This window comes from Salsuginibacillus kocurii DSM 18087, from assembly GCF_000377705.1.
Classification (GTDB): domain Bacteria; phylum Bacillota; class Bacilli; order Bacillales; family Marinococcaceae; genus Salsuginibacillus; species Salsuginibacillus kocurii.
On the sequence record NZ_KB898623.1, the window covers coordinates 771,694 to 793,415 of the forward strand.

General features: G+C 44.2%; 15 protein-coding genes. 5 read left to right on the plus strand and 10 right to left on the minus strand.

Annotated elements, in window-relative coordinates; genetic code table 11:
- The first annotated feature begins 457 nt into the window (after nt 1-457).
- Together secA2 and D469_RS0103785 are read left to right on the plus strand one after the other, a co-directional pair.
- Nucleotides 458-2,824 (plus strand): accessory Sec system translocase SecA2, encoded by a 2,367-nt coding sequence (gene secA2 / locus D469_RS0103780; RefSeq protein WP_018922037.1) that lies wholly within the window; start codon nt 458-460, stop codon nt 2,822-2,824.
- 120 nt (nt 2,825-2,944) lie between these two features.
- Entirely contained in the window at nt 2,945-3,877 is a 933-nt protein-coding gene (locus tag D469_RS0103785; protein WP_018922038.1) for an accessory Sec system S-layer assembly protein, read from the plus strand.
- Between the two features lie 435 nt (nt 3,878-4,312).
- On the opposite strand, the gene D469_RS20930 is transcribed toward D469_RS0103785, so the two are convergent.
- From D469_RS20930 to D469_RS0103840, 10 genes are all read right to left on the minus strand, one after another.
- Nucleotides 4,313-5,881 carry an N-acetylmuramoyl-L-alanine amidase gene (locus D469_RS20930; RefSeq protein WP_018922040.1) on the minus strand — a complete coding sequence of 523 codons (1,569 nt, stop codon included), beginning with the start codon at nt 5,879-5,881 and terminating at the stop codon, nt 4,313-4,315.
- 177 nt (nt 5,882-6,058) lie between these two features.
- Nucleotides 6,059-7,996 carry an S-layer homology domain-containing protein gene (locus D469_RS0103800; protein WP_018922041.1) on the minus strand — a complete coding sequence of 646 codons (1,938 nt, stop codon included), beginning with the start codon at nt 7,994-7,996 and terminating at the stop codon, nt 6,059-6,061.
- Nucleotides 7,997-8,530: 534 nt separating this feature from the next.
- The gene (locus D469_RS20935; protein ID WP_018922042.1) at nt 8,531-10,099 is read right to left on the minus strand and encodes an N-acetylmuramoyl-L-alanine amidase; all 1,569 of its coding nucleotides are present in this window, start codon (nt 10,097-10,099) and stop codon (nt 8,531-8,533) included.
- Between the two features lie 403 nt (nt 10,100-10,502).
- Nucleotides 10,503-12,755 (minus strand): S-layer homology domain-containing protein, encoded by a 2,253-nt coding sequence (locus D469_RS0103810; RefSeq protein WP_018922043.1) that lies wholly within the window; start codon nt 12,753-12,755, stop codon nt 10,503-10,505.
- Nucleotides 12,756-13,236: 481 nt separating this feature from the next.
- On the minus strand, nt 13,237-13,965 hold the full coding sequence (locus tag D469_RS0103815; protein ID WP_026286090.1) for a hypothetical protein: 729 nt from the start codon (nt 13,963-13,965) through the stop codon (nt 13,237-13,239).
- On the minus strand, nt 13,958-14,590 hold the full coding sequence (locus D469_RS0103820; protein WP_026286091.1) for a hypothetical protein: 633 nt from the start codon (nt 14,588-14,590) through the stop codon (nt 13,958-13,960). Before D469_RS0103820 ends, D469_RS0103815 begins: the two co-directional genes overlap by 8 nt.
- Nucleotides 14,591-14,838: 248 nt before the next feature.
- Entirely contained in the window at nt 14,839-15,753 is a 915-nt protein-coding gene (locus D469_RS22505; RefSeq protein WP_018922044.1) for a stalk domain-containing protein, read from the minus strand.
- A 234-nt stretch (nt 15,754-15,987) separates the two neighbouring features.
- Nucleotides 15,988-17,283 (minus strand): stalk domain-containing protein, encoded by a 1,296-nt coding sequence (locus tag D469_RS19555; RefSeq protein WP_018922045.1) that lies wholly within the window; start codon nt 17,281-17,283, stop codon nt 15,988-15,990.
- A gap of 89 nt (nt 17,284-17,372) precedes the next feature.
- The gene (locus tag D469_RS22275) at nt 17,373-17,543 is read right to left on the minus strand and encodes a hypothetical protein (protein ID WP_018922046.1); all 171 of its coding nucleotides are present in this window, start codon (nt 17,541-17,543) and stop codon (nt 17,373-17,375) included.
- Between the two features lie 145 nt (nt 17,544-17,688).
- The gene (locus D469_RS0103840; protein WP_018922047.1) at nt 17,689-18,201 is read right to left on the minus strand and encodes an acyl-CoA thioesterase; all 513 of its coding nucleotides are present in this window, start codon (nt 18,199-18,201) and stop codon (nt 17,689-17,691) included.
- A 390-nt stretch (nt 18,202-18,591) separates the two neighbouring features.
- On the opposite strand from D469_RS0103840, the gene D469_RS0103845 reads away from it, so the two are divergent.
- From D469_RS0103845 to D469_RS20945, 3 genes are all read left to right on the plus strand, one after another.
- A complete protein-coding gene (locus tag D469_RS0103845) occupies nt 18,592-19,083 on the plus strand; it encodes a hypothetical protein (protein ID WP_018922048.1) in 492 nt (163 codons plus the stop codon).
- A 349-nt stretch (nt 19,084-19,432) separates the two neighbouring features.
- The gene (locus tag D469_RS19560) at nt 19,433-19,837 is read left to right on the plus strand and encodes a single-stranded DNA-binding protein (RefSeq protein WP_018922049.1); all 405 of its coding nucleotides are present in this window, start codon (nt 19,433-19,435) and stop codon (nt 19,835-19,837) included.
- A 403-nt stretch (nt 19,838-20,240) separates the two neighbouring features.
- Entirely contained in the window at nt 20,241-21,656 is a 1,416-nt protein-coding gene (locus tag D469_RS20945; protein WP_018922050.1) for a stalk domain-containing protein, read from the plus strand.
- The last annotated feature ends 66 nt before the right edge of the window (nt 21,657-21,722 follow it).

A 21,722-nucleotide genomic window follows, 5' to 3' on the forward strand; every position in this document is an offset into this window, starting at 1 on the left:
CTCTATAAATAATGAAGGTTTTCGTGCTATACTTAATAGAGTGTGTAGAGTTTTCCTGATTTACCATTCGATTTAACAACGAGTTAAAAAACAGCTTATTATTCTTCTTTATTAATGAAGAGTTTTGAACGTGAACGGTTCATTTTCCATGTCGAAAAAACCTCTATCACATCGGATAAGCAAATGGGGGACATAATCAGTCCTTTATTACAAAACTAGCGGGAATAGGATCGCTTTCCCTACAGGCATAGGTGCGATGGTTCAGCCTTCTTTAGAGCCGCAACTGCTCACTGCGGGACCTAACCCTGTCATCATTCCTGTAAGAGTCTTTCGTTTCCCGTCTCTTTGATAACTTAAAAACAACCTCTCGGACCCTCTTACAGCTTATCGCTATGTTTAATAACACAATAGCAATGCATTTACTTTCATATATTTGAAACCTCAAGGAGCGAATGACATGATCGGTGCTTTAAAGAAAATCATCGGAGACCCACAGGAAAAACAGCTAAAGCAATATTATAAACTAGTAGAGACAATGAACGCTTATGAGCCAGAGATGGAAAGCCTCAGTGATGGTGAGCTGCAGGCTAAGACAGCGGATTTTAAAGAGCGGCTGGCCGACGGCGCTAGTCTTGATGACGTGAAAGTCGAAGCGTTTGCTGTTGTCCGAGAAGCCTCACGACGAGTGATTGGCATGCGCCATTTTGACGTGCAGCTAATCGGCGGGCTTGCTCTCTTTGACGGTGATATCTCGGAAATGGCTACAGGTGAAGGGAAAACACTCGTTGCTTCGCTGGCAAGCTACGTGCATGCTCTTACTGAAAAAGGGGTCCATGTGATTACCGTCAATGAATACCTCGCACGGCGTGACCGTGATTTAATCGGGCAGGTCCATGAATTTCTAGGCTTAACTGTAGGCTTGAATGTCCCACAAATCCCCATTTCAGAAAAACAGAAAGCGTACAAAAGCGATATTACATATGGAATCGGCAGTGAGTTTGGCTTTGATTTTCTGCGTGATCACATGGCATACAACCCGAAAGACCGAGTACAGCGCCCCCTCAATTACGCAATCGTCGATGAAATTGACAGTGTGCTCGTAGACGAAGCAAAAACGCCGCTTATTATCGCGGGAAAAAGCCAAGTGAACCCAAACCTCTATCATATTTGCGCAAAAATGGCCCGCAGCTTTAAAGCAGATAGCGACTATACGTATGACCCTATCACTAAATCTACCAATCTAACCGACGAAGGTATTTCAAAAATTGAACGAGCTTTCGGTGTGGATAACCTTTATGACCTAGAGCACCAAACTCTTTATCACTTTATGCTGCAAGCGTTGCGCGCCCATGTCATGTTCACGCGTGATGTGGAGTACATCGTAAAAGAGGGTGAGATCCAGTTAGTGGACATGTTCACCGGACGAATTATGGAAGGACGTACCTTTAGTGAAGGACTCCATCAAGCTCTTGAAGCGAAAGAAGGCCTGAAGATTACGGAAGAAAATAAAACTCAGGCTACGATCACTATCCAGAACTACTTCCGCATGTATGACCGGCTCTCCGGCATGACCGGTACAGCTAAAACGGAAGAAAAAGAATTCCAAATGCTTTACGGCATGGATGTGCTCCAAGTCCCGCAAAACAAAGAACGCATTCGTGAAGATAAAGAGGATCTCGTCTTTGCGTCCGCCGATGCAAAATACCAGGCCGTGGCCGAAGAAGTCGAAAAACGTTACAAAAAAGGGCAGCCCGTACTTGTCGGCACTTCTTCAATTGTGCAGTCAGAAACAATGGCGGGCTACCTTGATAGCAAAAAGGTGCCTTATGAATTGTTAAATGCAAAGAGTGTGGAACGGGAAGTTCAGTTAATCTCTCTTGCTGGCCAGCGCGGCCAAGTTACTATTGCCACCAATATGGCCGGGCGCGGTACTGACATTATGCTTGGCGAAGGTGTAAAAGAATTGGGCGGGCTTTGTGTGATCGGCACGGAAAAACACGAAAGCCGTCGAATAGATAACCAACTGCGAGGCCGTTCAGGTCGTCAGGGTGACCCTGGCGACACCCAGTTCATGGTCTCCCTCGAAGACGATATGCTGCTACGCTTCGGCCATGAAGAAATTGAAAAATTCATGCCAAAAATGAAAACAGACAAGCAAGGCGTTATTTCTAATAATGAAATCGATGAGGTTGTAGAAAAGATCCAAATCGCCTCTGAAAGCCAAAATTATGCAGCCCGTGAATATACGTTAAAAATGGACGATGTCGTTAATGAACAACGTCAGGTTATTTACGACCTGCGGAAAAAAGTACTCGAAAGTGAGGATGTTTTTGCCGAAACGGCTCTCCCAATGGTAAAACGAAGTGTGGATTATGTTATTAAACAATTCTGTCCCGACCACGAAGTACCTGAAGAGTGGCAGACCGATGAGCTGCTGCAACATTTACCGCAGCTCATTATTAAAGAAGTCGAGGCGCTGCCAAAAGACGTGGAGTCGCGCAAGGATATTGAAAAACATCTCCAACCGCTTGTCGATGAATATGTAGGACAGCTAGAAGAATTAAAATCCAACACTTCTTTTCATGAAAAAGCACGTAAGCTGATTTTAACAACGATAGATATGGAGTGGATTGCTCACATTGAAGCAATGAGCCGCTTAAAAGAAGGGATTGGCCTTCGCGGCTACGAAGAAGACCCGATGCGTGTCTATACGCGGGAAGGGTATGAGCTCTTTACGATGATGTATTCCACCCTGGAATACAATGCATCCATGCGACTAAGCAAGATTGCCAAACCTCTAATCTACCGGAAGGAACGAAAATAGAGCACCGTCGGCGCGTACTTCCACCGTAAGCGTTCAGCCCGCAGCCACAAATTGCTCTCTTAAAAGAGCAGGTAGAAATGAGATATCAATGAAGGAAAACTACTAAAGGGGGATTCCACCATGCTTCCTTTTTTCAAAAAGAAAGATGGGAAAAAGCCACAGCTAGAGGGTGCAGAAAGTACTGTCTCCTCAGACGAATTATTGGAGGAGGGAGAGAGTGCAGCTTCGGGTAACGAAGAAGTGATGACGGAGCTTTCCATCCACCCGGCCTGGAATGTGCCAAAAGAGGATCAATATTCATTTCAATTTTTAAATATGGAATGCCCGCCACTTAAGCCAAACCAGCTCTCGCTTTCAGGAATTAACATCATGGAGGAAAGCAAAGGAGTATACAGAGTTACGGCCTTTGTCCGCAATAGTTTGGATAAAGCGGTCGAGTTGAAGGAGACGAACCTAGTTCTGCTTAATCCGAAGGACGAAGTGATCGGGCGCAAGACGTTTGATTTGTCGGGATTGGAGAAGCTGCCAGGACGGAGCAGCCGCCCGTGGCATTTCTATTTTAGCGCAGATGATTTGTTTGTCGACGAAGTTCCGATGGAAGGCTGGAAGCTGGCGTTTCAATTAAAACCATCTTCCCGCAAGCATTCACTGGACTTGGCTCAGAGCTGGCAAAGCTCGCTGGCAGAAGGAAGCAAGAAGCAGCTTGAAGAAATGGTCGAGCGCTTAGACCCTCCCAAAACCGGTGAAGTTAACTTTATGGGCCTGAAAGCTGAGCAAAAAGAAAATGGTGATTTGCATGTCACCATTTTAGTGCGAAACGGAAGCGAAAAGTCGATTCATTTACAAGAGCTTCCGCTTGAAGTGACAGATGCAAGTGGTGAAGTTGTCGCTCGCGGTGGTTTTAAACTCGAGGACTTCTCAGTCAAAGCAAACACTAGCAAACCATGGACCTTCATTTTCCCAGTAAGTATGTTAAACAACGAAACGCTCGATTTGTCATCCTGGAGTGCTGCTCCGCCAAAACAGGCTAAGACGTCGATTCAGTCAAAATAATGATAGGTAAAATACTAGGAGCTGGTAGGAGCTGGCCTGATAAAGGACAGCTCTTTCTTCTGGTCAAATCTCTATCTTCGCTTTAGGATTTTGTCTTTATCCTCTTGCTACCCTCTTTTATCCACACTCCGCACTCTTTTTATGCCACGCCGCACTCTCCTGTCCACACTCCGTACTCCTTTTACGCCACGCCGCACTCTCCTGTCCACACTCCACACTCTTTTTACGCCACGCCGCACTCCTTTTATGCCACCCCGCACTCTCTTCCACTCACCCGACAACCTTTTCTCCCCAGTATGCCTTGTTTCTTCTTGCCTTTTCACTTGTTCATCAACATGTTGTTCACACTCTTCTGTCTCATGATTGTTGCATATAAAAAGCTATCCACAGACCTATAACGGCCGGTGGATAGCTTCTCCTCATTTCAGTCCTATTCTACTCTTCATAAAAATTCTCAATTCCTTCTACAACTGCTTCTGCTGCTAGTTCGCGGAAAGAATCGCGCGCTAGTTGTTCAGCGTCATTCGGGTTTGTGACAAAAGCGACTTCAACGAGAGCACTTGGCATAGATGTTTCTCGGATTACATGAAAATTCCCTTCATGGATGCCGCGATTGTGCGTCTGCAACTTATCTACGAGCCGTTCTTGAATTTCTGCTGCAAGCTCCTGGCTTTCTTCTGCGCTATTTCCCCCGTGCCAATACGTTTCAGAGCCGTGAGCTTCTTCGTCGAAGGCATTGGCATGAATACTTACAAACGAATCAGCATCTGCTTGTTCAGCAATCTCAACGCGTTCTGCTAATTCAAGGTATTCATCTTCTGTCCGGGTCATAACCACATCTGCGCCTCGTTCTTCCAGCATTTCTTCAGCGTATAAGCTAACATCTAAGGCAATTTCTTTCTCTTTAAGGCCAAACGCTTCAGCCCCGGCATCACGGCCGCCATGTCCTGCGTCGATCACAATTTCCTTGTCTTCTAACCCTTCACTCGTACCTTCGCCGCCTCCTGCACTGCCGTGTACTAAATCAAGGTTCAAATACCCATCCCCATCATCAACCTGGGCAGAATAACCTTCCTCCAGGTCAAAATCAAGATACGTTTGATTGCCCTCTTCACGGTATCCTACGTTTTCAATACCCGGAGTAGAGGTATCTACTTGTTCTCCCACCTCAGCATCTGTTGCCAAAGTAATCGTTTGTCCATTCGTAATTTCTGATGATGAAACCGTGCCGCCGATATTCGCCCATTCGATATTTGTTTCATCTTCAGCAGTGTCTACCGTTGGCGAGCCAAGGATCGTTTTTTCGCTTCCACTTTCACCTTCAATATCTAAGTATGCGGAATGAACCCAGCCTTCTGCCTCACCAAGGTCCAGCTCGGCCCAACGGTCGTCAAATCCGACAATCTCCACTTCACTGCCCAGAGTTAAGCTGGAAACTTGGGCTGAGTTAGCGTCTGGTTCTGCCCGAACATTCAAGTTATCAGGGGTAGAAGTGGCTGTATAGCTCCCTTCTTCATCAGCTACTCCATCGGTATCAGATGGGGGCGAAGATTCTTCCTCTCGTTCGATAGAAGCAGTCCGCGTCGCTGCATTCCACTCCACTTCTGCATCAAATGTTTCAGCGAAAAAGCGCAGCGGGAGCAGAGTTCGATTATTAAGCATTTGCGGAGCTATATCAAGCTCTTCTTCTGTCCCATCTCTTGTAACGCTGGATTGGTTCATTGTAAAGGTAACTTCAGTGTTGTCATCTGTGGCATATACTTGCTTTGTGCTACCATCCCACTCTACGTCAACTCCAAGTTCTTCACTAATCGCACGAAAAGGAACTAGAATTCGATCGTCTACCATTGGCAAATCATTAACCGGGGTCTCTACTTCTGCTCCATTAACTTCTACGCTCACATCGCTTCCTGCAGCTGCATGTTCTGTATGATGGGGTTGAATAGCGAGTGAAGTGGCAAGCAAAATAGCTGTACCTGTCATCGCTCCCTTTCTTAAGACCATTTAAGGTCCTCCTTTTCGCTGTCATTAAATAAAATCATAAATGGTTTCAAGCACTTGGCATAACCTGAGAAGTAGTTCTGACTATTGCCTTCGAAATGCATAAAACAAAAAAGCGGATTGGGCCGATGATACGTCTCCCTTTCCGCTTTTTTGTTTTATCGCTCGCACATTTTCAATCTAGTTATTAATGCGATCTATATAACTACTGTGGACATAGGCGGTTTCTTCACCTAACTGATCAGAATAGATTTCATACCATATGGCTCCACCTTCTCCTTCAACTGCATCTAGTATGGCAACAGAATGATTTTCTTGTTCTAGTTCATATAATGGCTCATTATTTACCGTTGTTGGTTCACTTCGTACGTTTAATCCTGCAGTATTGCTCACCCCGAGATCGTAACTATGAAGGTCTTCTCCTCCAAGTACTTGGTCAGCTCGATACATATGTCCAGCAATTTTTTGTCCCCAATGTGGGTCAGATGCATAGTAGACATTCATGCCTCCGCTTTTAGTTCCTAAAAAGGAACCTCTAGCTGACCATCCCTCTGGGTCAATGTACTGCTGCGAGAGGCGTTCGCCTGCTGCGTCAACACTATCAGCTGGCTCATCAAATTGAGAAGCACCGTCATAAGCGCCGTCATCGATCGCATCAAGACCAAACAGGTTGTTATGATCATTGGCAATCTCACTTGTACCTAGTGCACTTTCAGAAAGAGCAATGCCAAATAATAGAAAGGCATTAATTCCATGATCTTCTTCAGCTTCAAGGAAAGCTTCTCCTAAGTCTTCCATTTGACTAGAATCTATATTATCAAATCGACTATGTGTAGCCATTAGATGTTCAATATAAGAATCAAGGTCTTCAGCTGTATAATTAGTAGTTGAAGAAGCCGGCAAGTAGTTAAAATATGAGTAATGCTGGCCAGCAAACTCCCCTTCCGGCGTGTAAAAATCACGGCCGTTCGAACTGCGATACTCTACTCCTTCTTCCATAAAGGCGGGGGCATCATCGAAAGCATATTGACCCTGGGCAATTGGATCGGCAGGCTCTTCTAAGCTTCGTGAATAAATATGGTGATAAAGCATGCCTGAACCTATTGTATAATGGGAGCGTGATTCAGCCATCTCGGTTGGAACGAGCTCAACTTCTTCTTGATCAACAAATCCTACGCTCCCTGCTACCTCAACTTGCACCCAGTCTTCCCCGGCATCAACATAATCCATTTCCATTCCGTTAGTAATATACGTTAGTCGGTCAGTAAGACCTTCATTTTCGTAAACATAAGTGATAGCTGAATCAGGATTATTAGCGTACACAACCCCTTCATCCATTCTTACAATCTCTTGACCATAAAAGACAATCGGATCACCGCTTTGTTCAGCTTGCTGCACAGCTTGATCAAAGGTTGCTAGATCCTGAGGCTGGAACTGAACCTCTCCTTCTTCATTGATTGATGCCACCCGGTAATCTATGAGCGGCTCGCCGTCTTCCTCTATTACTGTAAGCATGCGCTCAATAAAAGCGGCTGCTTGCGCTCTAGTAGCATCATCGCGCGGAGAGAAACGAAATTCGCCAGATGCCGTTGGCGCACCTAAAATGATTCCGTAGTGAGCACTGGCAGCTACAGCTCCTTGAAAATCAGGATGGATATCGTCTGCATCTGCGAAAAGTGCCTCTTCTGCATCAACGCTCAAGCCTTCATTATTTAAAACACGCTCTACCATGGCCGCCATTTCCTGTCTGGAAATATTATCGTCCGGCCGGAAGGTTCCATCTGGGTACCCTCCAACTAAACCTGCTTCAGCTGCTCGTTCAATACCAGCAAGTAACTGATGGTCTTCTACATCCTCAAACTCCGAACTGCCTCCTCTTGGAAGATCAAGAGCACGAGCAAAGAACGTAGCAAATTGAGCTCGAGTCACATCTAAGTCCGGAGCGTAATAATTCTCTCCCATACCGCGCAGGAATCCGCGATCAATCGCATCCCGCATCTCCTCTTCAAGCGAATGACCACTTAAATCATCTTCAGCCGCTGCCGGGTCTGCTTGATATGTAAAAAGTGAACCCGTCAAAAGGACTACCGATGCTCCTTTTAAAATTGCCTTTTTCAATGAACATACTTCCTTTCTCTATGTATTGTTTATGTTTATCTTCTGTCCGAGACTCTTGCAACCTATGAAAATCATGGAAAAATAACAACATCTTACTATTTCTATTCAAATTTATCTATTATCTTTCATCATTCTACCAAAGTTGTCATCTTTCATCATCCACAATTCCTGATTTTAAACATTACATCTTTGTAACAAAAACCATAAATAATAGATAAGGTGAATCAATTTCAAAAGGGACTGAAACGTAAGACGGCGACTCCCAGAGGATAACGCGCAGGCTGAAGATCCACTTTTTCGAGGGGAAGCCCATCGAAAAAGTTAGCTGAAGACAAGCCCTCGGGAAAGCATCTGTCTGGAGAGAAAGTCACATTCATTATTCGGATTTGAACATCTTATTTTGAATGGTGAAATTGATTCAAGGTGTTTACATAAACTTCTGCACGTGGGCCTGCTCGTTGTCTAACCTCCTAAAAAAACCCCTTTGGAAGGTAAAGACTTTTACCTGTTTCCAAAGGGGGTGAACTACTAGTTTTAAGAATGAAAATCATCAATACCTTCTACAATTGCTTCTGCGGCAAGAACACGGAACCAATCTTGGGCCATGCGTTCAGCATCAGCCGCGTTATCGATGAAGGCTACTTCAACAAGGGCGCTCGGCATAGTCGTTTCACGAATCACATGGAAGTTACCTTCTTTGATCCCACGATTGTGAGTTTGCAGCTTTTCAATTAAATGATTCTGAATGGATTGAGCTAGCTGACGACTTTCTTCAGCATTATGATTTGGATGCCAAAAGGTTTCGGAGCCATGGGCGGTACCGTTAAACGAGTTTGCATGCACGCTTACAAATGAATCGGCATTTGCCTGTTCAGCAATGGATACCCGCTCTGCTAATTCCACAAAGTAATCGCCTTCTCTTGTCATAACAACATCATAGCCCATATCCTCTAGCATTTCTTCAACATGTAAGCTTACGTCAAGCACGAACTCCTTTTCCGTCATACCATAGCCAGTGGCGCCACTGTCGCGACCACCGTGACCGGCATCAACTAATATCGTTTCATTCCCGCCTCCGCTGCTGGCTTCAGAAATCGTCGCGGTAACATAACCATTTGAAGCAGACGCTTCCACTTCATACCCGTCGGCTAAAGTCATATCAAGGGTCGTTTGCTCTTCTCCACCATGCTGATGTACTCCAACAATTCCTTCAATTGAGTTGTCTATCATCGCAATTTCTGCTGCCTCAGCTCGCAAGCTGAAGACCGTCCCGTTTTCATACGTGTTTTCATAAGGACTGATGTCTACTGAACCGCCAATTTTTGGCCACGTAACGACAGTCTCAGTGCCCGAAGTCTCGATTTCAGGTTCACCTAATAACGTAATTCCATCGCTGTTGTCGCCTTGCAAGTCTAAATAATTGGAGTGCACCCAGCCATCTACATTCTCAGCCTCGATTTGAGCCCATTGGCCCTCAAAATCTAGCACCTCTACTGTTGTGCCACTTGGCAGCCCTGTGATTTGATTATGCTCAACTCCCGGCCCACTCCGTACATTTAAGTTAGCAGGTGTCGTAGTTGCTGTATAAACTCCTTCCACATCAGAGCCTGGCTCTTCCGAAGGTGGCTCAGGCTGTTGTGTTTGACGGTCTACCGTTGCTACCTGATTGTTGTGGTCCCAATTCACTTCTGCTCCAAATGTTTCAGAAAAATACCGCAACGGAATCAGCGTACGATTATTATGAATGGTAGGAGCAGTATCTAATGATTCCTCTACACCGTTCTGTTCTACATAAGGTTGATCAATCGTAAAAACTGCAGTTGTACCACCATCTTGAGCCGTTACCTGCCGAGCACTTTGATTCCAAGTCACATCAATTCCTAAGGCTTCACTTATTGCGCGAAAAGGGACGAGAATTCGACCATTTTCTGTTTGCAGCCCTCCAGCAGGAATATCGATCTGCTCTCCGTTTACCACCACACGTTCACTATTGGCCTGTGCGACACCGTCACTCAAAGGTCCGTTCATTGACGGTTGAATAAAAAGAGATAAGACGAACACAAAGGCCAGCGCTCCGACCGAGACCTTTTTTCTTTTGAACATTATGTACCTCCCGAGTAGTTTTTTCTGCTAAAAGTCTTCCTTCCTAGCAATCGATAGAATAGTTTCTGATTTTCATGATTTCATATTTTATCTATCTTCCTATTTCATTATATAAAGAACACACTTGCTATATCTATTCCTAAATGGTTGATCTTGTTAAATCATGTCTAAAATTCTCACCGATATCTTATATTCTACCAATTTTTTTCACTTTACACATAGAGGGGATGCTCTATCTTAGGTTACAATTGTGTAACAATCTCTTTACATTCGGTATTTTGCTCCCACTTTACTAGGTAGGTCACAGTTCTTTAAGATTCAAAAAAAGCCGTAGGGTAGCCAACTGGCTTACCCTATAGCATGTATTCAACGCGTAAAAGTTAGTGCTCAACAGCTGTATGATCTATTCTTGCTCCAACCGATCTAAAAAGGTCGAGAACTCCTGCCTGGAAATTGCTTCATCCGGTCGATAACTCCCGTCTTCATAACCTGATGTTAAATCATTGGCTACTAACACCTGCACATCTTCATAGGCCCAGTGTCCTTCATCTACATCTGTAAACTCCTCATCCGATTCACCTTCGAGGTCATACACCCTTCCTAAAATAGCTGCCATTTCCGCCCGAGTTAAGTTAGCCTTTGGAGAAAAGCGGTTGTTTCCTTGGCCTTCAATCCACCCTTCTTCTGTGGCAGCGGCAATCGCATCATAAAAGGTCGGTTCTTCTTCAACATCGTTGAACCCAGGGTCCTCCCGTTCATCCGTATCAACACCTGTTTCACGAGTGAGCATTAACGCTGCCTGCTCTCGTAAAATAGAGTCGCTTGGACGGAACGTACCGTCTGGGAAGCCAGTGACTACGTTGCGGTCATTCAAGCGTAAAATGCTCTCATATGCCCAGCTCCCGTCGTCCACATCAGGGAACCGCTCGACTTCATACTCGGAGTCATAAATCGCTTCAAGTTGATCAACGTAAATTGTTCCTTCGTTTTGCTTATCTGCAGACGGCTGAGCTGTATACATCTGGCGAAATGCAAGTGGATAATGAGCGCCAGCTGGCAACTCAGCAGTCACATAGCGCCAACCAACCCAATCCATCTCATTTTCTTCTGTAAAATCAACTGTATGTGTTTCACCGTTTCGGTCTTCTACGTGAGCACGGAGCCAGTGTTCTTCTCCATCACCATACACCCAAGCACCAAGTTGTTCAGGTTCGCCTTCTAACAGCCTTGAATGACTACGTTCGAGGTATACGGCTGCTGTCCCGTTATCTCCATTGCTATAATCATATTCAATTTTAGCTGCCCCCGGTCCAATTCGGGAAGGTTCTCCGCTTGCACGGTCATGTAAGTCTGCTTCTGCACGAGCCGTACTGACTTCCCAACCTGCAGTCGTGCCAAATGTCTCAATAATACGTGCTTGTTCATCAATAGAGGAAGCTGGTTCAGAGGTGATGGCCTGCAGGGACGTTGATACTGAGCGTTCGCTGCCATCTGAGAGACGATTTACCACAGGCGCAAATTCATATCCATCCAAACGGCTGACCATCGTGGTAGAACCACCGCCATCTAAATTAATCGCATAGTCAGCTCCCAACGATATCATATATTCAGAGAGTTCACGCATGGTGGCTCCGTCGCTATAGCCTGACTGCCGGCCATCAATCGTTGCCATGAATATGCGGTCTTCTGCTGCATTGTATCCTACCGCCGTACGCGGATGACGATTGTTGGCCAGATCTACATCTTCATTCATGCTGATTGACACTTCACCCTCTTCGACAAGCGTTGGCCCGGTAGCAATCATAAATTCCGAATCAGCCCATGGCTCATTGATACTAGCTGAAACTTGGACCTGGTCTCCTTCTTCAATCCCGCTCAGTTTATCAGCCAGGTCGCCGCCGTTTGCCCCTAGCACCATGCCGTCATCCGGGATCTCTGAATCTCCCCCCTCACCCATCAAACGAACTTCTTGTACGGTCCCGCTTAATTCATCGCCAAAAGCCATATCAGTGCTATCTTTTTCGAAGCCATCAATTACGACTTCAGTTGCCCACTCACTCGAACCAGTTGACTCGTCGCGGTAATGCGGTGTAAACACAACCGCTTCACCCGTTTTCCGTCCGGTATTCACCCCAGCTACATCCACAGTGCCGCCATCAAAATTAAATGACATGCTAGCTTCATAACGTCCAATATGAGGCGAGCCATCCTGTCCCATACCAAACGCCTTCATTTGATAAAGAGCACCTGTTTCATTTTCTTCAAGCGTCATATTCAGGTTATAAATACTTCCATCATTTACAATCAGTGATTCGGGCTGCATAAATGAAGCATTAACCCCTCCTGCCACGTGGTGGCCGTCCCACGACCTGTGTGCAGCTTGGTCACTCGTAGTAGCTAAACTCCCCAATGGTTCCGGAACACTGAGCTCCAACTGAGTTTGATTCATATTTAACTCGAGCACTTGCGTTGAGCGATCCAGATCTCCATTAGCAAAGGAAGACGTCCTCAGATCAACTCCTGGGGCTATATCAAAATGATCTTCCCCGACCGAATCTCCAAAACTATGAGCATCGGCTGTAATAGGTGCTATCCCAAGTAAAACAACCAACCCTACAGCCAAGCCAGCTTTTATGTTCATATTTCTTTTTCTCATATGTATATCTACTCCTCTTTCCAAACCCTAAATGAAATTCTTACATAATTTGATAGATTCCGCTTACTCGACTTTGAAAACTACTTCTTTTGAGTCCATTCTATGAATTTTTCCCATATCTTCAAACGCCATTTCAAATTATACCAATTTTTCACACAAAATTCGATCATTCTAAACATAAATTACTAGGGTTTTCATTATAAACCTAGAAGCTTATATCCCTTGCACAATGAGCGGTTTCAACGTTTAGGAAGCTCACTGTCACCTACCTGTAACTAAAACGTTATAATTTTAATAAAACACTGATTCCCATCTTCTCTTTGTCCAACTGCCTGCCTCACGAGCATTATGTATCTGGAGTCACACGGGCTAAGCTATTTGCAGAAATCATAAAGATGGTGTTCATAAATAGAGAAAAGCCTCGATCCAAAAGATAGATCGAGGCTCTTACACAGCCCTTCAAGACAGCTCTGTTTCTTGTTTATTGAACAGTCAGCTTATACGGCTCAAGCACTGAATGGCCAAAGAAATCTCCTACTTCAATTGTATACGTACCAGCTTCTAATGATAACGAGAGGGTTTCATTATCCCCTTCCAGGTAATGGTCGGCCTCTCCTACGACCTGGCTATTTTCATCGTATACAGTCAAGCTTCCATCCATGCCGGAAGGAACTTCAAGCTCCATCGTGACGTCACTAGCTTCAGACACGGTGAATTCATGTTCAGTGCCAGACTCTAAGCCAAGTGGAATATAATCCTCTACGTAGTAGCTGCCATCATCCTGTTGCTCTAATGAAGCTCCCGTTGACCGCTCAGCATCTATTGGTTCCACGTTCATTTCATACGGAGTTAGATTCACATTTGCTGGATTCATCATCCCGTTTTCATCTAACACTGCGACAAAATAACCTTTGTCTGGGTCTGCTTCAAACGAACCGGAAACATCAGAATCAAGAGTGGAACCAGAGAACATCCTTACCGTTTCCATATCCAGCTCACTTAGATTTCCAGTTCCATGAATGTCTTCAAATACAGCCACTACCGACCATAGCTCCTGAAACAATTCATCAGGGAGCTCAGCTTGAAGCTCTTCGTCGGCTTCTCCTTCCTCAAGATTGAAACCGATCATCCCTTCTTCTTCGGGCTGGAAGTAGAAGACATTTATTCCTTCACTCAGCGCAAAGTTGCTTCCAAATGTACCTTCAGGCATCGAGGATCACCGTGCCGCCACCCATACCAACTTGCTGCAGCATATCCTCTTCTTCATCATATTGATATACATCAAGCATTGGATCAAGTGTGCCTTCACGGTTGTAGTTAAATTCGTAGATCGCATCCTGGTCAGGCGTAACCGTAAACAAATCGGCGTCCCCTTCAAATTGAAAATAACCAGATTGAGCTGCTCCACCTTCAAGTGGACGAGCCTGTTCAATCATTTGGGCTGGATCTTCCATTAGCAGGGACACCATGCCAGGGTCAACACCATCTTCACTAATAATCACGTCATCCGTTTCAGGTTCTGGAGGGGGATCAATTGCCTCCTCCTCGTCTGCTACTTCATCAAGTTCATCTTCAGGTATTGGCTCTTCTTGCGTTGGATAATTATCTTCATCGGCTGAAAGTTCTTCAGCTTCAATTTTCACTTCATAAGGAAGGGGAGCAGATGGAACAGCCAGCTCTTCTGCCTCGGCGCTTGGGACTGGTTCAGGCAACGGCAATGGCGTTCCCATAATTATTTCATTTACGAGCTCCATGCCATTTGCAACTCCAATTACATCATCCATGCCAGGTTCTACTTCAAAGGCTACTTCCTCTCCTTCACCGATTCCATTCATATTAGAGGACGGTTATGATACTACTTATGGTTACGGCATGGTAGATCCTGTCGCTGCTTTAAATTATGATATTTCCAATCAGCATCTTCTTCTGGTTCTAACGCGCGCACCTGCTTTTCACCATCACTATGTCCAAGCACAATCGGCTCGTTGTGATCATCATAATCAAACAGAGGTTAGGTTTAAAAATATAAAAACTCCCAAATGCGTTCAAGCACTTGGGAGTGAATGATCAAGTTATAATTCATTTATTGGCTGGTGAAAAGCTGGGTCCAGTAAGGCTGTGTTCCACTCGCTTCTTCCACACCGATCCGTTCATAATTTTCATTTAAAATATTTTGGCGGTGGCCTTCGCTATTCATCCAGCCTTCTGTTACTGATTCAGCATCAGGGTGTCCTCTAGCAATATTTTCACCAAAGGATAGGTAAGAAACCCCGTAATAATCAAGCATATCTCGTACCGAACCATAGGTAGGAGAATCATGGGCAAAATAATCATTTTCGATCATGTCAGTAGATTTTTGCAACGAGACATAGCTTAGCTCTGCATCAATAGCTAAAGGTGAAGCTCCGTTCGCAATTCGTTCTGCATTTGCGTGAAACATAGCTTCAAAGCCCTCATCTGAAGGGTAATGATCATAACGATGGTAGGTATACGAAGTGAAACTGTCAGAGTCCGTTTCAAGACTATCCGTAGAATCAATATCTACCGTCCGGCTTTCTTGGTCCCAGGAGACATCATACCCGAAGGCCTCCCCCGAAATACGAAGCGGAATCATCGTACGATTCTCTGATAAGTAGGGCGCGGCATCAATTTCAATCACCGAGCTGCCTTGATTGATCAATCCTTTAATAACATAGAGGGAATCCATATGCATAATAACATTTGCCGTTTGATCTTCCTCAAGTTCAGCAAATACCCGCTGTGCTTCATTATTCCATTCTATTTCTGCCCCCATCTGTTCATAAACTGAACGCAGCGGCACAAACACCCGTTGATCTACTACTTCTGGTTCAACATCAGTAAAAGAAACAGCTTCGCCATCTACATTTACAGTGATCGTCTCTGCGGATACATCATTAGAAAATAGAAAAATTCCAGATGTTAAGGCTGTTACTGCTGCAGCTTGGAACCATGCGCGTTTTAAAAAAGACCGTTTCATTCGTTTCACCTCAACCGCACCAATTAATAATAGATTATATATTCTAAAGTAGTGGTACCCTCTTCCAGCTCTTTTTAAGCATTGGTATTTCAGAGAATACGAGAAGTATATCACAGCCATCAGCATAGGAGCATCTAACCTTCGACATAAATCGGCAGCATTAAGCAAGTATAAAAGACCTTGTTAATCACCAATTCTCTTTTTACCTTGGTCCAAAGACAGGGGGCACGTGAGCTACTTAGTTGGAGTTACATAGTTTTGAGTGAAATAAGGTTTGTCATCTTCATGAGCCACGCCAATACCAACATGAGTAAAGTCTGCATTCAATATATTTTGCCGGTGAGTAACTGAATTTAACAAATCCTCCGTCGCATAAATAGAGCTAATTTGCCCAACGGCTAAATTCTCCCCTGCCCGCACATAGTCGATTTGCGCAGCACGCATACGGTCAAATGGGGACTGACCGTCTAGGTTATCATGGGCAAAGTAACTATTTTCCGCCATGTCCTCACTATGAGCTTTGGCTATCCTTGCCGCGCTTTCATGCCAGGTTAATGGTTCAATCCCGTGTTTGACCCGGATTGCATTTAAGAGATCTAGCATTTGCCATTCATACGCTTCTTGTAACTCCGTAGATGGATCCCCATAAAATCCATCCTTTTCCTTTTTCACATCAGCATCGATAAGTTTCATCCCAGTTACTTCACGCTCATTTTGCAAATCATAAAAGGCGGTTAAATAAGTATCTTCAAACTGATGAATGCTCCATTCTTCCTTCTCTTCATACTGATAACTGACTCCGTTTTTATCAATTCTTGATATAGAGTCTCCAAATAATTGATTCATCTCTGCTTCTTGTAGATAAGCAGGAAGGGAGTCAGCCCATAATGTTGGCTCGTTTGTAAATAATGCGACTATTTCTTCCTCGGCGTTCACTCCAACTTGGATGAAGTTTTCATACTGATTGTGGTATGTGTGCCAGTTAAAATCGTACGCACTTGTCGTAATGCGCCTTGCCTCTTCTACCAAAGCATCAACCTCACCTATGTCCTCACCTAACTCAATTCCAGCAATAGAAGGCAGCTGCTCAGCTGGCGGTTCTCCCTTAACTTTTGGCTCAGTGGTTATGTGTATCTGTTGCGTATCTCCCTCATAATTTACTTCTGCTCCGATAGACTGGGAGACAAACCGTAAGGGCACGAACGTCCTCCCATTTACTAATTTGACTGCTGTATCCAACTGCTTAACCTGGCCGTTCACAAATGCTTCGGTACGATTGATTGGTAGCACTAACGAATACTCGCCCATGGATGCACTTACTTCTTGTTGTGCCTGGTCCCAATAAACCTCCGCGTCAATCGCTTCAAATAACGCTCGCATAGGTAATAGCGCGCGTCCATTTTCAATGATTACATTTTGTTCAAACGCTTGCTCCTCCCCATCAATGGTAACTTGAAGAGCATTAGTTTGAGCAGGAAAAATAAAAAACAGCAGGAAAGAAAAAAAGCCCCCAATAAAGATCCCCTTCACCTTATTTCACCCTTTCCGTCCACTTTCACACTCTCTAACTTTTATTTATATGCCTAAATTGCTTTGTCTATGACTTTAGGAAAAAGAATTCATAGTTTGGTCCTGTTTTCATCAATTTGTTCAGTATTTCGCAAATTTTGTTCGAGTTTGGTGATCAATTCTTTATTGAGCTTGTTATCCCTGCCGCGAAAAAAGCGTTTCATGCGTTCTTTTTTTAATAAGCGGAGTAAATACTTTTTTTCTACTTCCGTCAGCAACATCTCTATCCCCTCGTTTAAGTAAACCCGGTCTCTTCTATAAATTAATTAGCTATATGTAGCCCTATTCCCTGCTCCGAGTCTAAACAAACGCCTGTATCTCCCCATATAAAATATGCTATACCCGTCTGGATATAGCACTCTGTTCTTATTCCCACGGTTTTTTAAGTGTGATAAAAGAAGCTAATTCACGACTGTCCCGTCTCCGTTCTTTCCTGGCTTGAGCTCTTCCTTCACCTGTTTCATGAAGTTTTGCTTCTTCTTCGGATTCCGGCACCACTCCCGGCACAGGCTTAGGATTCCCTTCTCCATCAATAGAAACAAATGTTAAAAATGCCGTAGCTGCAATATTTCGCGTTCCAGTGTTCAATTCCTCCGTAATGACTTTAACAAATACTTCCATTGAAGAACGGCCCGTCCAGCTAACAAAAGATTCCACACAGACGGAATGAGACGGGCGAATGGGGTGCAAAAAGTCTACTGAATCCGTAGAGGCGGTTATCACCTCAGAACGTGCATGGCGGCTGGCAGCAATAGACGCCACGGCATCAATCCGCTTCATTAGAATACCACCAAATAACGTATCATGATTGTTGGTATCGTTTGGTAAAACAAGATCTGTCTGAACCACCCGTGAATCTTTAATAGGTTTTGCTTCCATTTGATCACCTGCTCACTTGTTTATGGGTCTTCATGATTTTGATCATATTGTACCTTATTTTTTAAAAACTTACGAACAAGAATCATTTGTTATTATGCTCCCGCCCGTTACGTTCTATATGGGTTAAAGAGAATTATGTGCTCCTCACCATTATTCTTTGTTTTTTTCCTCTCATACATTTTGTAAATACATGTACACACTCACACGGCAGAAAAGTTGGGAAAGGTGCGCGAATTCCCTATAGACTCATGTACAAAAAGTATCAACATGTGATTTTTGTAGGGTTTTTCGAACCAGTTCACAAAATGTTCACAATTTTCTGCTTATATTTCTCCTGTTTTTTACAATTTGTGCTACGATATATCTACTTTCTAAGAAAGGAGGCATGCAATGACTGATAAACCACGTATTTCAAATGCTCCTATCATCCGTTACGTTCAATCATCCGGCTATAGGAACCAGCTGTTATTTCAAAAGTTCACAGAATACCGTACGTACGTGGAGCGATTGAAATACGTGAGCGCAACTGCAAAACTGCAAGTATTTGCTTGCTGTTTGCTTCCAACAAGCATCCACATCATCTATCGAGAAGAAAGCCCTGTAACTCCTATGTCCATCCGGCGCATAAATAGCATGTATGCAACGTATGTAAACCGGTGCACCGACAAAAGCGGACCGTTATTTAATGGGCGCTCTCAAAGCAAAGCTCTTACAAAAGAACAAGACCTGCAATCGTATGTTGATGCCATTCATCACCTACCGGTTAAGTTGGGCCTCGTCCAGCAGGAAGATGACTACTTTTGGAGTAGTGCCTCATTATTTACTAACTCCTCAAAGTACAATCCGTTTCGTTCCATTATTATGAAACGGGCAACAGGTTAACAACTTTGCTTTTCCTCTTATACTCACCACCCAAAGGTATACCTTCAGCGTAATTTATTCACTTAAAAAAAGTAACTTACCCCATTACTTATAGCTGAATAAATGAGCTGACTCAGCGCACCATTTTTTGCCTACACGCAAAAAGGATGGTTATTCCAGTTCTCTCACAACAAAGCTTTTCCCTACTTGCTAATGGATAAGAAACCCTTATCGACATGAGCATAGTGTAGAGCCTCTCCCCGCATTCACGCCTCAATCTTTCTTCAGCAAAATTGACCTCGAATTAATCCACTCAATTGAAACACCGCTATGCTCCGCTGTCTTCATTTACTTCAGAAAGGAGAACGGCATGAACCAAGTCTCGCTTGTTGGCCGAATGACCCGCGACCCTGAAATGAGTTATACAAAAGACGGCATTGCAGTGACGCGCTTCACTATAGCTTGCCGCCAAACTTTTAAAAACCAGGAAGGGGAATTTGGCGCTGATTTCGTTCCCTGTGTCACGTGGCGAAAGCAAGCTGAAAATACAGCAACGTATTGCCACAAAGGAGCTCTCGTATCAGTAACGGGAAGAGTCCAAACCCGCTCGTTTCTAACGAAAAAGAATGAACGAGCATTTGTAGTAGATATTCATGCAGATAACGTTCAGTTTTTAATTACATCTAAATCAGAAAGCAATGAAACGCCGGTAGAAAAACCGTCTCCGGCCCTTGCAAAAGCAGAGAATCCTATCATCCCCGAACCTCCCATCTAGATAACGTTTTCAACCTTTCTTACCCCTTTCACTTACTACCACCCATAGTTACACCGCATCTTTCCATCAACATGACCCCGATGGCGTTATGATCAGCATCGGGGTCATTTTCAATCAATATTTTCCATCAATAAAAGTGGACACAATTACGATTAATACACCACTTATAACGAGGAACATACCCCAAGGTGATAATTCTTTCATATATAATGCTCCCTTCCTATCTCTACACTAATGTCTCTACCTATCTTACCTCATTTTGTCTCTTTTAAAAAAGAGGGTCCCTCCTTTAGCGTCTTCAAGGTATAATGAAATCATTGCCAATTTTGTCTTACTATCATCATACACCGTTTTAAGTTGACCTCTAAGGAAAAAAGCTTGTAAAAAGAAAGGAGAACAACTAATGAGACGCAACCTGATTTTTAAGTTTACTGTTCTTGCCAGTTTTCTCGGCTGGTTCAGCCTGGTCATTTCACTTGAACACAGCCAGGCTCGAGAATTTGGCTATTTAGAGCAAACAGAAAACCGAACGCTTGTCCCGATTCGGTTCATTAGTGAACAACTTGGGGCCGAGGTAAGCTGGAATGCAGATTCTCAAGCTGTGCAAGTCCAACATAATGATACGACTATTGATTTAACGATCGGAAGTACGCATGCGTACATAAACGGGGAGCAGCAAACAATCGATGTATCACCACAACTCCAACAAGGCAGAACCTATGTCCCCTTACGATTTATTAATGATGGACTGGGATTCACTACAAGCTGGGATGCTTCAAATTACATCGCCACGGTAGAAAATGAAGCTGACACAATTGAAATAACTGTAGATCAAGGCAGAACGAGCGAACATCAAAATGGTACGGTATCAGGTATTTCAGCCAACTATTCGATTATTGATTTAACCAATCGCCACTTGGACATCGACCTTGGAATAGCGGAGGACAACGTTGGTCAAGTGGAGCAGCTCCCTTCTCTTGCTTCTCGTCATCAATCCACACTTGCAGTAAATGGGACATTTTTTGATGCCTATACGGAAAACAATGACCCATACGGTGTCTTAATTGACAAGGAAGAATTACTTCATATTGGTCGTGATCGTACAACCATCGGCTTTACTGATCAGCATAAAGTTGTGATGGATGTAATTTCTCCGCGGGTCGAAGGTAGCACAGATGGGGATGACTCTTGGAGTGGAAGTTGGTATACAACGTGGGTTAATCGTTCTTCGAGCGGGGGTGGCGATGAATCTATCATGTATACCCCAGCTTACGGAGACTCAGTTACTCACCAGTCGGGACAGCAAATCGTTATCGAAAATGGCACAGTCCAGGAAATCACCAATGGGACCACTTCCATTCCACGTAACGGATATATTTTGTTCTTTGATGGGTCACCGGCAGAGCAAATGCTAGATCGCTTTTCAGTCGGAACCGAAGTAGATTACTCCATTGATTTTCAAGCTGATACTACAGAACAAGCGGAATGGGAAGATGTAATAACAGCTGTGGGAGCAGGCCCTAGGCTCGTGCGTGCGGGTCAAATTGATATTGGTACCAAAGCAGAAGGATTTAATGATCCTTCAATCACCCAACAGGCAGCTGCTCGCTCTGCCATCGGAGTTACTAGTGACAGGCGCTTAATTGTGCTTGCTACCCCAAGTGCTTCCATGCAACAGCTAGCGCAAGCGATGCAATCGCTCGGTGCTGAAGAAGCGATGAATCTTGACGGTGGAGCTTCAAGTGGACTTTATCGTAATGGCGCTTCTGTTGTTTCTCCAGGCCGTCCGATCTCAAATGCTCTCTTGTTTAATGAGTAGAAAAACGAGGCTGAGGTGTCAGCGAAAGAGAAAGGCGGCATAAATTCTGCTTTTTGACTTGGAAAG